At 47.7% G+C, this 15,398-nt stretch carries 13 protein-coding genes; 7 read left to right on the forward strand and 6 right to left on the reverse strand.

From position 1 onward, the window contains the following. Positions 1 to 97: 97 nt before the first annotated feature. The 3 genes from COT43_10455 to COT43_10465 all read left to right on the forward strand — a co-directional run bounded on the left by COT43_10455 (position 98) and on the right by COT43_10465 (position 3,427). Positions 98 to 1,525 (forward strand): proline--tRNA ligase, encoded by a 1,428-nt coding sequence (locus COT43_10455; GenBank protein ID PIS27439.1) that lies wholly within the window; start codon positions 98 to 100, stop codon positions 1,523 to 1,525. Positions 1,526 to 1,774: 249 nt separating this feature from the next. Continuing rightward, positions 1,775 to 2,527, forward strand: a complete 753-nt coding sequence (recO, locus tag COT43_10460; protein ID PIS27440.1) for a DNA repair protein RecO — start codon at positions 1,775 to 1,777, stop codon at positions 2,525 to 2,527. A 21-nt stretch (positions 2,528 to 2,548) separates the two neighbouring features. After that, positions 2,549 to 3,427, forward strand: coding sequence for a DUF1751 domain-containing protein (locus tag COT43_10465; protein ID PIS27441.1), 879 nt, complete (start codon positions 2,549 to 2,551; stop codon positions 3,425 to 3,427). A gap of 107 nt (positions 3,428 to 3,534) precedes the next feature. Here COT43_10465 and COT43_10470 read toward each other — a convergent pair whose 3' ends face one another. Both COT43_10470 and COT43_10475 read right to left on the reverse strand, forming a co-directional pair. After that, the gene (locus COT43_10470) at positions 3,535 to 4,758 is read right to left on the reverse strand and encodes a 7-keto-8-aminopelargonate synthetase (GenBank protein ID PIS27442.1); all 1,224 of its coding nucleotides are present in this window, start codon (positions 4,756 to 4,758) and stop codon (positions 3,535 to 3,537) included. Positions 4,759 to 4,781: 23 nt separating this feature from the next. Further along, on the reverse strand, positions 4,782 to 5,744 hold the full coding sequence (locus tag COT43_10475; GenBank protein PIS27443.1) for a UDP-glucose 4-epimerase: 963 nt from the start codon (positions 5,742 to 5,744) through the stop codon (positions 4,782 to 4,784). Positions 5,745 to 5,921: 177 nt separating this feature from the next. Between COT43_10475 and COT43_10480 the strand changes: the two genes are divergently transcribed. The 4 genes from COT43_10480 to COT43_10495 all read left to right on the forward strand — a co-directional run bounded on the left by COT43_10480 (position 5,922) and on the right by COT43_10495 (position 11,058). Next, positions 5,922 to 7,550: an acyl-CoA dehydrogenase gene (locus COT43_10480; GenBank protein ID PIS27444.1), complete on the forward strand. Its 1,629-nt coding sequence runs from the start codon at positions 5,922 to 5,924 to the stop codon at positions 7,548 to 7,550. Between the two features lie 67 nt (positions 7,551 to 7,617). Continuing rightward, complete coding sequence (locus COT43_10485) at positions 7,618 to 9,165, forward strand: 2,3-bisphosphoglycerate-independent phosphoglycerate mutase (GenBank protein PIS27445.1); 1,548 nt, start codon at positions 7,618 to 7,620, stop codon at positions 9,163 to 9,165. 4 nt (positions 9,166 to 9,169) lie between these two features. Next, complete coding sequence (locus tag COT43_10490) at positions 9,170 to 10,444, forward strand: hypothetical protein (protein PIS27446.1); 1,275 nt, start codon at positions 9,170 to 9,172, stop codon at positions 10,442 to 10,444. After that, positions 10,441 to 11,058 carry a hypothetical protein gene (locus COT43_10495; GenBank protein ID PIS27447.1) on the forward strand — a complete coding sequence of 206 codons (618 nt, stop codon included), beginning with the start codon at positions 10,441 to 10,443 and terminating at the stop codon, positions 11,056 to 11,058. The genes COT43_10490 and COT43_10495 overlap by 4 nt, the downstream gene beginning before the upstream one ends. Before the next feature lie 205 nt (positions 11,059 to 11,263). On the opposite strand, the gene COT43_10500 is transcribed toward COT43_10495, so the two are convergent. The 4 genes from COT43_10500 to COT43_10515 form a co-directional block, all read right to left on the reverse strand. Further along, positions 11,264 to 13,435, reverse strand: coding sequence for a hypothetical protein (locus COT43_10500; protein ID PIS27448.1), 2,172 nt, complete (start codon positions 13,433 to 13,435; stop codon positions 11,264 to 11,266). Positions 13,436 to 13,437: 2 nt separating this feature from the next. Continuing rightward, entirely contained in the window at positions 13,438 to 13,962 is a 525-nt protein-coding gene (locus COT43_10505) for a hypothetical protein (protein ID PIS27449.1), read from the reverse strand. A 339-nt stretch (positions 13,963 to 14,301) separates the two neighbouring features. Continuing rightward, the gene (locus tag COT43_10510) at positions 14,302 to 14,772 is read right to left on the reverse strand and encodes a hypothetical protein (GenBank protein ID PIS27450.1); all 471 of its coding nucleotides are present in this window, start codon (positions 14,770 to 14,772) and stop codon (positions 14,302 to 14,304) included. A 146-nt stretch (positions 14,773 to 14,918) separates the two neighbouring features. Beyond that, a complete protein-coding gene (locus tag COT43_10515; protein PIS27451.1) occupies positions 14,919 to 15,167 on the reverse strand; it encodes a hypothetical protein in 249 nt (82 codons plus the stop codon). Positions 15,168 to 15,398: the final 231 nt, after the last annotated feature.

Raw genomic sequence — 15,398 nt, forward strand, 5'->3', positions numbered from 1 at the left:
CCGTTGGTAAATCTACGGAAATACGAATAGCAATGACAATCAGAAAAATATTGTTAATTTTACGCGGTTTTGATGGAGTTAAAAGTAAGGAAATATTGTGGCTGAAAGCGTAACGAAACGAAGCGAAGATTATTCAAAATGGTACACGGACGTCGTCCAGATGGCCGAATTGGCGGATTACGGTCCGGTCAAAGGCACGATGGTGATTCGTCCGTATGGCTATGCGATCTGGGAAAACATCCGCGATATATGCGACCGGATGTTTAAGGAAACCGGGCACGTGAACGCCTATTTTCCGTTGTTCATTCCGGAAAGTTATATGAAAAAAGAGGCAGAGCATGTCGAGGGATTTGCGCCCGAATGCGCCGTCGTGACAATTGGCGGCGGCAAGCAACTCGAAGAACCTCTCTACGTCCGGCCGACCTCGGAAACGATCATCTGGTCGATGTATAAAAAATGGATCAAATCCTACCGCGATCTGCCGCTGTTGATCAATCAGTGGGCGAACATCGTTCGGTGGGAAATGCGCACGCGGTTGTTTCTGCGCACGACGGAATTTCTCTGGCAGGAAGGTCATACGGCTCACGCGACCGCCGAAGAAGCGGAAGCCGAGGCGATGAAAATGTTGGAAGTCTATCGCATTCTGGCAGAAGATTATCTTGCCATGCCGGTTTATGTCGGCAGAAAATCCGATGCAGAGAAATTCGCCGGTGCCGTCCGCACTTATGCCATCGAGGCGATGATGGGCGATAAAAAAGCACTTCAATCCGGGACGTCACACTTTCTCGGGCAAAATTTCGCGAAGGCGTTCGATGTGACCTTTTTGAACAAAGAGAACAAACTGGAATACGTATGGGCGTCGAGTTGGGGCGTCAGCACGCGGCTCATCGGCGGAGTCATCATGTGTCACGGAGACGACAAGGGTTTGATCCTTCCGCCGAAAATCGCGCCGTATCAGGTCGTCGTCATTCCGATCTGGAAAAGCGACGAAGAAAAATCGCTCGTCCGCGAGAAATTGGAATCGCTCGGCGCGGAACTCAAGGCGAAGGACATACGCTATTATATCGACGACAACGAGCAGGCGACGCCCGGCTGGAAATTCAATCAGTGGGAAATGAAAGGCGTACCAGTCAGAGTAGAAATTGGCCCGAAAGACGTTCAAAAAAATCAGATCGTCGTCGTCCGGCGTGATATCAAAGACAAACAATTCATTCCGATAGACAATGCCGGAGACGTGATTGTGACCCTTTTGGAAACGATTCAGAAAGATATGTTTAATCGCGCACTGGAATTCAGAAACCAAAATACATTTCCCGTCGCGAATTATGAAGAGTTCAAGAAGATCATCGACGATGGCGGATTTGTCAAAGCATTTTGGGCTGGAAGCGCCGCCGACGAAGCCAAAATCAAGGAAGACACGAAAGCGACGATCCGCTGTATTCCATTGAACCAGACCGAAAAAGGTATCTGTTTTTTTACCGGAAAACCGTCGGACACGATCGCCATCTTTGCTCGGGCGTATTAAAGTACGAAACCGCAGAGCACGCTGAGAGCGCAGAGGAAGAGAGTTCAGAAAAAAGTGGATTTTTCTCTGAATTAAATGCGTCGTCTTTTTTGTGATTTTCACTCTTTTTCTATGACTGTTCGGAAAATAGAGCATAGCACGTAAAAAATATTTCTGTACGCTCTCTGCGAACTCAGCGTCCTCCGTGGTTAATTCTTTTTATAAAACTCTCTTTCATCTTTCATCTTTTCTCGTTAATCTTTATCTATTATGAATCTCATTCGCACACCGGCATTGATACTCAGGACGATTCCCTTTCAGGAAACCAGCGTCATCGTGCGCCTGTTTACTAAGGAGCAAGGAAAAGTTGCGGTGATCGCCAAAGGCGGACGGCGGCTAAAGAGTCCGTTTCGTGGCTATCTCGAATCGTTGAATTACGTTGATGTCATTTATTACACCAAACAGACGCGGGAGATTCAACTTCTCAGCACGATCGAATCCATCGAATTCTTCTTTCGTAACCAACCGGAAATCGAGCAGATTGCCTATGCGTCGGCAATCGTCGAATGTATCGACAAATCGATACGCGATCAGCATAAAGACGAAACTATTTTTCAACTGACGGTGGACTCACTGAGATTTATTAGCGGAAATCCGGCGCTGTCGCGGGAAGCATTTTTCGCATTTCTTTTCAAATTGACCGATGCGCTTGGTTACAAAATGAATCTGGACGAATGTTCCATCTGCGGAAAACCGCTGACCCGCGCCGGGTACGATATGAAATCCGGAAGCCTGATTTGTCAGGAATGCCGAAAATATTCCAGCGATGTCATTCCACTTGACCCCGAAATGATGAATTTTTTAAAGGCGGTCGAGTCCGTCGGATTGAGCGATCAGCTACTAAGGCTGGCAAATGAAAAATTCGCTGATGAGATAATGAATGTTCTCATGTCTTATCTCTCATTTCACCTCGATTATCCGTTGAACCTGAAGAGCCTCGACATGATTAGAACCAAACGATAAAAAATTACAAACAGAGATAATATGACGCTATTTCAATATCAATTTCAATCTCGCCCCAATCTGAATTTCGTGCGACCACGGCTTTTTCGCGGCGCTATTCGAGAGATCATCATCATTAATCTCATCGTCTATTTGTCGATGGTTCTCTTCCGTGCGGACGAGTTCTTCGCGCGATTTTTCGGGCTTGTTCCCACCGACGTCTGGCAAAAAGGTTACATCTGGCAATTGTTTACCTACATGTTCGTCCATGCGAGCTTCAGCCACATTTTCTGGAATATGTTCATTCTGTGGATGTTCGGAATGGAAATCGAAAACTACTGGGGCAAGAAACGGTTTTATCAGTTTTATTTTCTGACCGGCGTCGGAAGCGGCATCATCACATTTTTATTTAGTCTCCACTCATCCATTCCGGTCGTTGGCGCAAGCGGAGCGATTTACGGCGTGTTGGCGGCATTTGCGTTGCTTTTCCCTGAGCGGAAAATCTACTTCTATTTTTTAATTCCAATTCAAGCGAAATACTTCGTTCTCATCATGGGCGTTATCACGTTTTTCTCGACGTTCGGAGCGGGAACAGGGATCAGCCACCTGACGCATCTCGGCGGACTTGTCATTGGATTTGTTTATTTGAAGCGGTTGGACATTCTCTGGCGAATCCGGAGAGGATTGCCGCGAATTCGCATCAGGAATCCGTTCAAGAAGTGGTTTCATAAAAAGCAGAAACGTACCAAAACGGAAAAGACGGAATTTCATTATGACACGGATGAAACACTGAGGGAAGAGGTTGACCGTATTCTTGATCAAATTAATAAGCGTGGATACGATAGCCTGAGCGAAGACGACAAACGAACGCTCTTTCTTGCCAGCCAATACTTCGCCAAGAAGGAGAATCGAAAAAGTTGAAAATTGTAGATTGGAGATTGGCAGAAGAATAAATCCAAGTATGATTTCAAATATCAAATTGCAAATTTCAAATATGCTTCAAGCCGACTGAACCCGGAACCCGTCTTTTATCGGTGATAATTTTTCAACACATTTAGCACATAATCGATGTCCGCCGCCGTGTGATCGGCGCAGACTTGAAAGCGGATTTCTTCGTTGCCTTTTGGGACAACCGGGTAATTCAAACCGGTGGCAAGAACGCCGTTTTCCGTTAGGTGGCTGACGAGATCGGCGGTTTTCTGCGTATCTCTGACTAAAAGCGGAACAACCGGATGGGCGCCATCGAGAGTTTCATAGCCGAGTGTTTTTAATCCGTTTCGGAATTTTGCGGTCATTTCAGTGAGATGATAGAGAATTCTGCCACCTTCCGGACTTTCGAGGATTTCGAGGGCTTTATGCGCCGCGCGCGCCTCGGAAACGGTAATCGGATTTGAATAAATGTACATCGGCGTGGTCTCACGAAGAAAATGAATAACCGATTCGGATGAAACGACATAGCCGCCATTGACGCCAAACGCTTTTCCAAGCGTGCCGATCAGAATGTCAACTTTTGCGCCGACGAATTCTTCGGTTCCGCGTCCGGTTTTTCCGAAAGCGCCGACGCCGTGTGAATCATCAACGATACTGATGACGCCTTCCGGAAAAGCGGAATCGTACTTTTTACAAATTTCCACGAGTTTGTCCAATGGCGCATTGTCGCCTCTCATGCTGAAAATCCCGTCGGTGATGACGAGCGAGCGTTTGCCTTTGCCGATATTTTCGTGAATCTTGGTTTCAAGATCGTTCATGTCGTTGTGTTTGTAGATACTTTTCTCGGCGGGGCGCGAAAGTTTGGTCGCGTTGATGATGCAGTTATGGTTCAATTCGTCGCTGATGAGGACAGTTTCGGACGTTGTCAGTGGTACGATGACGCCCATGCTGGTTACATAAGCGGAACTTAGGATCATCGCGGCAGAACGCCCATGAAAAGCGGCGAGTTTCTTTTCCAGATCAATGTGTGCTTGATAGGTTCCACTGATGAACCGCACCGCACCCGGACCGACTCCAAATTCCTTTGCGGCGTTTTCTTCGGCGGCGATCATTTCATCGCGGAGTGAAAGCCCGAGGTACGAATTCGAATTCATCTTGATAAACGGCTTGTCGCCGAAACCCTCTAAAAAGTAGCGCGGACCGTTATTGCCTTCGGCGCGCTGGACACGAATGACGACCTTTTCCGCGCCCTTTGCGCGTCCACTCTCTTTCAGATTTTTCAGGTTTTCGTTTAAAACCGATGTCAATTGATTTAATGGCATTTTATACTCCGTTTAAACAGGGTTTAATGTATATTCACATTCAATTTTTTCGAAAGTTTTTCTATCATGTCGGCGGTCATTTCGGGCAGATTGAAGGTTGGTTTCCAGCCCCATTCATCGCGGGCGGCGGAATCGTCAATAGAGTTTGGCCAGGAATCGGCGATTGCCTGTCGAATCGGGTCAATATTGTAATTCATCTCAAAATCGGGAATGTATTTTCTTATCTCGGCGGAAATAATCTCCGGCGCAATGCTCATGGCGGTGACGTTGAAGGCGTTTCGGTGTTTCAACCGTTCTGGATTTGCTTCCATCAACTGAATTGCGGCATGGATTGCATCCGGCATGTACATCATGTCGAGATAAGTGCCTTCTTTGAGAAAACAAGTATGTTTTCGACTGCGAATCGCTTCATAAAAAATCTCGACGGCGTAATCGGTCGTTCCGCCGCCGGGAAGCGTTTTATAGGAGATGAGTCCCGGATAGCGAATGCCGCGCGTATCCACGCCGAATCGTTTGAAATAGTAATCGCAGAGCAGTTCGCCGGCGACTTTCGTGACGCCGTACATCGTGTTCGGGCGCTGAATTGTATCCTGCGGCGTTCGATCGGGTGGCGTCGAGAGTCCAAATGCGCCGATACTGCTGGGCGTGAAAACTGCGCAGTGAAATTCGCGGGCGACTTCGAGAATGTTATACAGCCCGTTCATATTGACGTTCCATGCAATTTGCGGTTTTGCTTCAGCAACAGCGGAAAGAAGCGCGGCGAGATGATAGATGGTGCTGATGCCATATTTTTGTACGACTTCAGCGAGTTCTTTGGGATTGGTCACGTCGAGAGAGAGAGATTGGCAGTCGTCGATTTCATCGGTTTCTTTTTTGGGACGGATATCCGAAGCGATGACGTTCTCTTTGCCGTATCGTTCGCAGAGTGCGGAGATGAGCTCGGTGCCGATTTGCCCAAGTGCGCCAGTGATGAGGATTTTTTTCATAGAAATATCCTGTTTATTTCCAATGTTCAACTATCAAAAACCGTTCGAAATTACAAAAATCGAGCCAGTAAACCGCCAACAGCCGCGAAGTGCCGATAACTGTTTTTTTCTTTCCCGATAGACAGCGTGGTGGTTATATTTAAAGCCGGTTCTATAGTTTTGAAAATTGGAGGAAAAATGAATGATACACGCGGATTAGACGTAGAAACGCGTGAAATGATACTGGAGACAATCGGGTCACTGAAAAAAGAATTGCTGACCCGCGATAAAATTCTCGAACTCGACGATACCAGCGAATTCCCGATCGAAATTATCCGGGAATTGCTGAGCGAACGTATCGGGTTACAGATGGTTTTCATTCCGGAAGAATTCGGCGGGCTGGGCGGCGGCGCAATCGATACCTACTATGTCTCGGTGGAACTCGCGAAAATTTGTCTGGGCGTATCGACTGCGTTTCTGGCAATTCACCTCGGCGCCGAACCGATCTTACTCTTCGGTACCGACGAGCAGAAGCAGAAATGGCTCGGCAAGATTATCAGTGAGTCGGCAATCGTTGCTTATGCCGTGACTGAAGCCGACGCAGGCAGTAATCTCGATGCGATCAAAACCAAAGCCGAACCGGTCACCGATGAATCCGGGAAAATCGTTGCCTATCGGCTGAATGGCAGTAAGCAATTTATCTCCAACGGCGGCTTTGCCGATTTTATCACTATGCTGGCGAAGACACCGGAAGGCGCGACTTTCTTTATCATTGATGGAAAAACCGAAGGACTGAAACGCGGCAAACCGGAACACAAACACGGCATCCGCGCGGCGAATACATCGCCGCTGATCCTCGAGAATGTGCTGGTTCCGGCGGAAAATATCGTCGGTGGCGTTCCCGGCGTCGGTTTGAAACAAGCTAACGATGTTTTCTCATACACGCGTTTAATGGTGGCGGCTTTCGGGCTCGGCGCCGGTTTATCAGCGATGGAAAAGGCGGTGAAATTTGCTAAAGAACGCATCCAGTTCGGAACGCCGTTGATCGAAAAGCAAGGCTACACACACAAACTGCTTGTACCGAACATCGTTCGGCTGACTGCTGCGCAGGCCTACATTGAAGAAATCGCCCGGCGGATCGATGCCGGCGATATGGATATTTTAGTCGAAGGCTCAATTGCGAAGTATTTCGCCACGGAAGCGGGCAATACGGCGGCGGAAGCCGCGATTCAGGCACTCGGCGGATATGGTTACATGCATGAATATGAAGTCGAAAAGATCAAACGTGACGTGCGCATCACAACCATTTACGAAGGCACCAGCGAAATTCAGCAAAACATCATTTACCTGTTCCGCTGGCGAACAACGATCAAATCCAAAGGCGAATTCTATCGCGGCCTGGCAAATGAAGTGTGCGCGTTGTCCGCTCAAACCGGCCTCGAATCCGCCGGAATAATCGCCCAGGCCTTGGAATTGCTCAACGATCTGATTTTCTTCGCGCACAACAACAAACTCACCCGCCAGCAACATATCCAGTTTCTGCTATCGGACATAGTCACGTGGACGGAAGTCGCCGCGGCATTAGCCCGAAAAACAGCCGCGCACTTACAAGATTCCGCACCCGACGCTGCGAAACTCCAATCCACACTGCGCGTATTTGTAGCCGAAGCCGCCCGCCTCGTCTCTAATAAAGGCTTGGAAATCGTACTTGGTTCCGACATTGTCAGCGACGAAACGAAAAAGGAATGGTTACAGAAAGTGAAACGCATGGAGTTTGAAAGCGCCGAACAAAACGTCATCTCAGAAATGGACCAACTCTTACTTTGAACAAAACATTAACAATAAAAACCCTTAGTGTCTTAGTGCCTTTGTGGTTAAAAAATCAGAGGTAAATATGCGACCGGTAGCAATCATTATTCGCGACGGCTGGGGCTACAATGAAAATCCCAGAGGCAATGCCGTAATGGCGGCCAATACACCAAACATCGATTCATATAAACAAAAATATCCGTGGACTCTCCTGAAATGTTGTGGCGAAGCCGTCGGCCTGCCCGAAGGTTACCAGGGCAGTAGCGAGGTCGGCCACCTGAATATGGGCGCCGGAAGGATCGTCATCCAGGAACTGAAACGCATCGACGACGGTCTTTCGGACGGTTCGCTGTTCGAATCGCCGAAATGGAAAAACTTAGTAGCCAACTGGACGGCGAGCCGTTCCCGTTTCCATCTGTTTGGTCTTTTGCAGGATGAAGGCGTACACGCCCACCAGGAACATTTATTCAAAATCATGCGCCGGGCGCGGCAGGAATTTCCGGGTGGCGAAATGATCGTCCATCCTTTCCTTGACGGACGCGACACACCTCCGCGCAGTACGCTCGAATATATCGCCAAACTAAACCGCGTCCTGGCGGAAGTCGGCAATGCCCGCATTGGCACGATCATGGGACGCTATTACGGAATGGATCGCTCAAAAAACTGGAATCTGACCGACGTTGCTTACCATTGTATCGTCCTGGCAGAAGGCAGACAAGCCCCAACCGCCGAAGCCGCTGTGAATGAATCCTACGCCAATGACAAGACGCCGGACAATGTTGAGATGTTCGACGAGTATATTCCACCCTACGTTATCGGCGGCTATGCCGGAATGAAAGACGGCGACGTCATTTTACATACCAATTACCGACAGGATCGCGCCATTCAACTAACGAAAGCATTTGTCGATCCGGCTTATCCCGGAAAACTCAAAGTCAAGCCGAAAGTCACTTATGTCGGTTTCACCCAGTATTACGATGAATTCACGGAATACATGCTCGGCTCGATGAGCGCCGGCGGCGGTATGAACAAACTGCTTGGTGAAGTCGTCGCCAATGCCGGTTTGCGGCAACTGCGCATCGCCGAAACCCAGAAATTCCGCCACGTCACCAGTTTCTTCAATGGCAAATCCACGACGCCATTCCCACAGGAAGATCAGGTTGAGATCAAAGGTCGTTTCGATTCGGCGACTTTTGCCAGTCATCCGGAAATGGACGCATACAATGTTACCGATGAAATACTGAAACGACTGGAAAATAATCCTTACGCGCTGATCGTAGTCAATTACGCTAACGGCGACATGGTTGGGCATACGGGGATTTTCGAGGCGGCAAAGAAAGCCGTAGAGATCGTCGATGAAAACGTCGGAAAGATCGTCAAGCGTTTGCTCGAACTCGATGCCCAAATCCTGATCACCGCCGATCATGGCAACTCCGAGCAAATGATCGACTACGAAACCGGCATGGTCAAAACCAGCCATTCGCTGTTTCCGGTAGAACTGATTTACGTCGCCCGCGATTCGGCCGGAAAAACGCTCAAATCCGGCGGGAAGTTAGCCGACATTGCACCGACTGCATTGAAATTGCTCGGGCTGGCGATTCCGAAAGAGATGACGGCTGATTGTTTGATCTGACAGTATGAAAAGCAAAGCCGTTCGTCAACGATTCTTGATAACGTTGGGAGTGGTTTTTGGACTCGCGGCATTGTGCCGAGCCATTCAGCCGGGTTATTCCAAGATTGACCGTCATGCGCTTTCCGCTCCGTCGTCGGTCACCAGTTCTATCCAAAGCCTTTCTAATTATCTCGTCCAACCGGCGCGTTCCGACATCGAAAAAGCCCGTTCCATCTTTCGATGGATGACCGTGAATATCAGATATGATACTGAGGGTTACTTTTCTGGTCATTACGGAAATACTTCCGCCGAAGGAACACTGAAATCGCGCAAGAGTGTGTGTGCCGGTTATGGAAATCTGTTTGAATCGCTCGCGGAATCCGCCGGACTCGAAGTCGTTGTCATTCCGGGCTATGCAAAAGGAACTGGCTATGTGCCCGGGCAGGTAATTCCCTCCGAATCGAATCATGACTGGAATGTCGTGAAAATCGACGGTCGTTGGCAATTGATCGACGCGACGTGGGGCGCCGGACATTTGGAAGGCAGAACGTTCATTCGGGCATTTGACGATCACTATTTTCTGACGCCGCCGGAGGAATTCGTTTTCGATCATTTTCCAGAAGATTCGCAGTGGCAACTTCTCGATAAGCCGTTGTCGATGTCTGAATTCGGCGTCATACCGAAAGTCTGGAGCGATTTCTTCCGGTACGGGATTTCGTTTGTGAGCCATTCCGATGTGAAAATCGAAGCGGACGGAGAGACAACGATCGCGCTCGAATGCCCGGAGGACGTCATTTTTAATAATACAGTCTTCAGCGACGGCACGGAACTCGACAACCGATTTACATTCGTTCAGGCGATTCCGGGCGGCGTTCAAATTCATTGTCTGTTCCCGGAACACGGCTCGTACCTGCTCTACATATTCGCCAAAAGAAAGAACGAGACAGGACTTTATCGCAGTGTCGTCGCTTATGCGGTCGATAACCGCTCCAAACCGGCGGGAAAGATCGGTTTTCCATCAGCGTACGAATCATTTGCCGCAAACGGGGCCGTCCTGATCGCGCCTATGGAAAAATATTTGTGGATCGGTCGGTCGGTCATGTTCCAACTCCGCGTACCCGGTGCTGCGAAAGTCGCCGTAGTCGAGGGAGACAGCTGGACGCACCTAAAGCAGGTCGGTGACAAATTCTTCGGCGACGTGACGATCGGCACCCGGAGCGTTCGCGTTTTCGCGCTTTTCCCGGGCAATAAGACTTACAGCGGTCTTCTGGAATATGAAGGATGCGTTTCCACAGAATGACGGAATGGAATATCAGCGGTTGTTTTAAAAAAGGATTCACAGTGACAGACAACGAGTTTATCGAAACACAGATTGACAGCGAAAAAGTCTTTAGCGGGCGCCTGCTCCATGTTTACCGGGATACGATCGCTCTGCCGAATGGGAAAATCTCCGCGCGCGAATATATCAAACACCCCGGCGCCGCAGTTATCATTCCGTATCTCGGCGACAGAAAGATACTGCTGATCCGGCAATTCCGCTATCCGGTTCGGCGTGTCATGATCGAATTGCCTGCGGGTAAAATGGACGGCGGCGAGAATGCGGAAGAAACCATTCGGCGGGAATTAGCCGAAGAGACCGGCTATCGTTCCGATCATTTTATAGAGATTGGCAAGATTCACACCTGCGTTGGATACAGCGACGAACTTCTACACCTTTTTTGGGCGGATCGCCTCGTGCCTGGAGAAACGCGGCCCGATCCGGACGAGAAGATCGAATTACTGACGATGACCATCGATGCGGCGATGGCGGAAATCTATTCCGGCAATATTACCGACGCCAAAACCCTCATTGGACTCTTCTGGGCGGAGAAAATAATCAACGACAAGGCGTTTGCGAAGAAGTTGATTGGGTAAAATAGATTGGATTCGGTTGAATTGGTAGAATGGGTAGATTATGTTGGATTCGGTTGAATATGGAGTGCGTCAACCGTTTTGACGCATTTGGTAATGTGGGGAGAAGGTTGGGGTAAAGTCGCGGCTTGTGTTTTGGTCATTTGGACATTGGTGATTGGATATTGTTTGGAATTTGGGTTGTCGTTATTTTTGAGAGGGATTATTCTTAAAAGGTCTTTTCAATTGTAAAGATAAAATGCCGGATGGGTGCCACGGAGCCGACCAAGTCGACATAGTTATATTGCAATAGGTTGTTGACCTGCAGGGATAATTTCAGTCCATCACACCCAAACGGTTTGGTAAAAACGATATGGGCATCCACGATATGCGCATCGACGCGTTCCCCGGCATCTTTGATCACCAGCGCAAAACTCTCATCGATGCGATCATATTTACTGATATAGCGATAATCAAGACTGCACTGGAATGAGCCTCCTGACCAGGCAATGCTGTTATACAGAAGATGCCGAGGCCGGTAGGTAAGATAGCAACCCAAATCCACATCGCGCGGGTTGACATATGTATATCCCAACCGTCCTGCGAACCCTTGAGGCAGAGCCTGCCAATTCAGTGAGGCTTCGAATCCGTTCACTCTGGCGCGGGTAATGTTGCGAAACTGGATAAAACCGGTTTCGGTGAAAGTCCCCCCTTCAATCAGATCCCAATATTCGCTCTGAAATAAAGCGACATCCAGAACGATGAATTGCATGATTGCGGAGTTCCACCCCACTTCGGTTGAGAAACTGCGCTCCGGTTTCAATTCCGTATTCGGAATGACGCGTAAGCCCCCGGCAGTTGTTGAGGTGTAGGCTTCCGCAATCGAAGGCGCCCGGAATCCGCGTCCGACCGAGAAACGAAAGGCGCTATACTCCGAATGATTCCAGACAATCCCGAGTTTGGGATTCAGTTGGTAATCCGTTTCCAGAGAATCGATATCAAAAGTATCGAACCGTATTCCAGCCGTGATCTTGAGAGTTGGCAGAACCGGCAATTCATCCTGAATGTAGAGACCGGTACTGGTTCCAACGTGCCTGCTGAATATATCGGAATCCACCTGTTGTAATCCGCTCTCTAATCCACCGGTAAAGGTATGTTTGGCCTGCTTACGGTTGTACTGGATTTCGAAATCGAGATCTTCGGACGAGGATTCATGACCGACGCCGGTGTCGGTTTTAATATTGTCCTTAAAATGATTGTGAAACCAGATGGCTCGCGTGTTAATGAAATGATTTCTGCCGAACAGATAACGGTAATTGGCGCTCAGATAAGCGCGTTGCGACTGGATAGATTCATCCAGCTGATCATCCGGCGGTGTCAGTGCATTCTGCAGATCCTTCCAGTACAGAAAATTACCACTGGATTGATCCGAATAATTACCGTTCAGGATCAATCGCTGAACCTGTGAGAGATCCCACTGCGTTTTTCCGGAAAACTTTGTCCGGTGCACCCAGCCGTTACGCTTGTATCCCAGATCGTGGTTCTGGGAAACGCTAAGCAGGAATCCGAAATGACGAAATGCTCTCGAATAGCTGATATCACCACCGTAGAGCGTGCGATAACTATTCGTCCATTCCCACTGATCATAGTAGGGTTTATCGTACACGCCGCTATATAATTTGGCCGACAAGGAAGGCTTTCTCGGAATCGGAGCCGTGATGACATTAACAACACCACCGATCGCACTGGAGCCATATAGTGCCGACCCAGCCCCTTTGATTACCTCGATCCGCTCGATTTGCTGTATCGGAAGGGAAACGAGATTCACTTCCCGCGTATCGCCGGTCAGATACGGGACACCGTCGATGAGCAGTAACACCCGGCTCCCGACTCCGCGCGCGTATCCGCTCGATCCGCGAATGTTGATCTGGTTCGAATTCATATTGATACCAGAAACATACTTAAGCGCATCATCTATAGAAATTGTGTTCCTAATTTTCAGTTCCGATGAGGTAATCAATTCCAAACTGGAAGGAACATCCTGGCGGTTTTGTTCATACTTGCTGGCGGTTACAACGACATTCTCTGTTTGTAGTGAACCAATCCGCAGTGTTATTTCAGCAAGATCGATAAACTGACCGGCGTCTGCGATCTTGATTGGAAATTCCCGACTGTGGTAACCGATTATCGAGATACTAAGCGTGTATTCTCCGGGAGCGACGTCCTCAATTCGAAAATTTCCCGCTTCATCGCTGGCGCTACCTAAGAACGTCCCGTGCAAGAAAACATTCACTCCTTGTAAGGCCAATCCGTTTATGTCCACAATTTTGCCCGATACGGTCGCCGCTTTTAAAGCAGTAGCCAGTAAGACGAGCCAGAAGATGGTGAAAATTTTTCGCATAGTTAAAACGGTTGAATCGGTAAATTTTTAAAATCTACGTAGATATTGATATTTTTCAGAAGTGAATCCTGGATTACTTCGATGGCTGTGGGCTCTGCCGTTTCCGTTTCAATGTCATACTGTCCCACGGACCGCCAGTTCGTGTAGAGCCACGGACCATATTGTTGAGCGACGCAGATATATTCATAAGTTCCAGGGGATAATTCAAAAACATAATCGTATGAATCAACATAGTAAGGAACATGTGCGGTATCAAAAATGGCCGGATACGCGAACGCCTGACCCTGCATTAGATCGGTGATGATATTTTCAGGGGGAAATGAAATAAAGGCTACAATCCGCAAATTATACAGACTGTCCAACGCCGGCCAGTTCTGAAAAGTGATCGTACCGCTGATCCCGGTTAAATGAATCTCCGGTTCGATATCGTTGGGATTCAATCCGTGATCGCAGGTGCAAACGATAAATGCCGCTAATGTGATAACCATGACGATTCGGATTCTGTAGGAAATGAGTCTGATGCTCATGGAAAATTATACGATTAAAAATCCATAAATCAAATAACAATTTTTATTATGTAAAGCAAGTAAAAGATTTTGGACTCATCTATGGTACGGTATTATTGTACGGAACTATATAAGAGGTCGCAAGGGAAAAAATGTTCGGGGTTCCGGGTTGAGAAAAAGTAGATTAAGTTGTTGATTAAGTTGGATTAGGTAGATTCGGTTGATTAGGAACTTCCAATGACTGATGTCAAACGCTTAAACGCCTAATGCTAAACGATGCTCTACTATAAATTTCTCTGCGTCCTGAATCCCGCCGTCGGCGAAGCAATTTGATACAATAAAATATTGATGGGATTAATGCTATTTTACTTGTTGCCAAATCTGTTCGCCTACTATCATTTTAGCGCGATGTTCTTCTCTCCATTTATCGGAGATTCCCATCTTATACTTGATGGTAGCCGTGGGAGAAACTCCAAAAACATTCACGATTTGCTCACCGGTGAGAAGGATCAGCGTAATGACCTTGTATTCTGGCGGTGGAGCGAGTGCGATGAGATAACGAATTTCGTTTACTTTCAATTTAAGTTGCTTATTCCATGTTTCATTAATCACCTCATCCGAACCGGGGTGATAGCGACCGAAATCGACCGTAATATTCTTGCCGGTGTGATGCTTGATTTCCAAGGTTTGATGCCGGATATCAGGTAATAACCCACCACCGGGCGGATAATTATAACCAAGTCGCTTTGCAACTTCGAATTCGAACCAATGACCTTTTGGACGAACCTCAAGAATGCGACCGTTTATGTCTTTTGGGGCATCGATTAACATCAGATCTTCGGAAAGGATAGCTTATTCCTCAAGGGTATATAGAGTTTCCTTCGAGGATGGATGATTTGCGAGACCATTGGCGTCTTCCAAATCGGTTTGATAGATGAGTTGCTTCTTTTTATTCGTTGATGTTAAGATCTTTCGCCTTATTCGCATTTTTTTGATATTCCTTTCTTTGATGTATTCGAGGAATGAATAGAGAGTGTCAACTCGATTTCCTGAATATCATCTTCTGATAAATCAAATAACTGGTAGCAAATCTTGTCATTCTCTTTTTCATATTGGACTCGTTCTTCATCGTTGTTTGAGTTGATCAAGCGGGAAACGTTGGCAATGAGTTCGGCGCGAAGATTGGGAGAATCAAAAAAACTTTTACTGATAGGATAATGATTCAAATAGGATGCCCAGTAGCGAAAGCGCTTAGCGTAAAGCGTGTTTCCGCTTGTTATTTTATGGAAATACTCAATGACTTTTGAGTTTAGCAATCCAAGGATCGAATAATATGAATCGTCGGATTTATCTTTTAGTATAACGTGGATTCAACTAATAAGTGCAACTCGAGAAGGACTTGGAAAAGCGGGCAAGCTGCCGTACCATTTGGCCTGCCCCGATAAGTCGGGACGAGA

The organism is Candidatus Marinimicrobia bacterium CG08_land_8_20_14_0_20_45_22, assembly GCA_002774355.1.
Taxonomy (GTDB): Bacteria; Fidelibacterota; UBA2242; order UBA2242; family UBA2242; genus 0-14-0-20-45-22.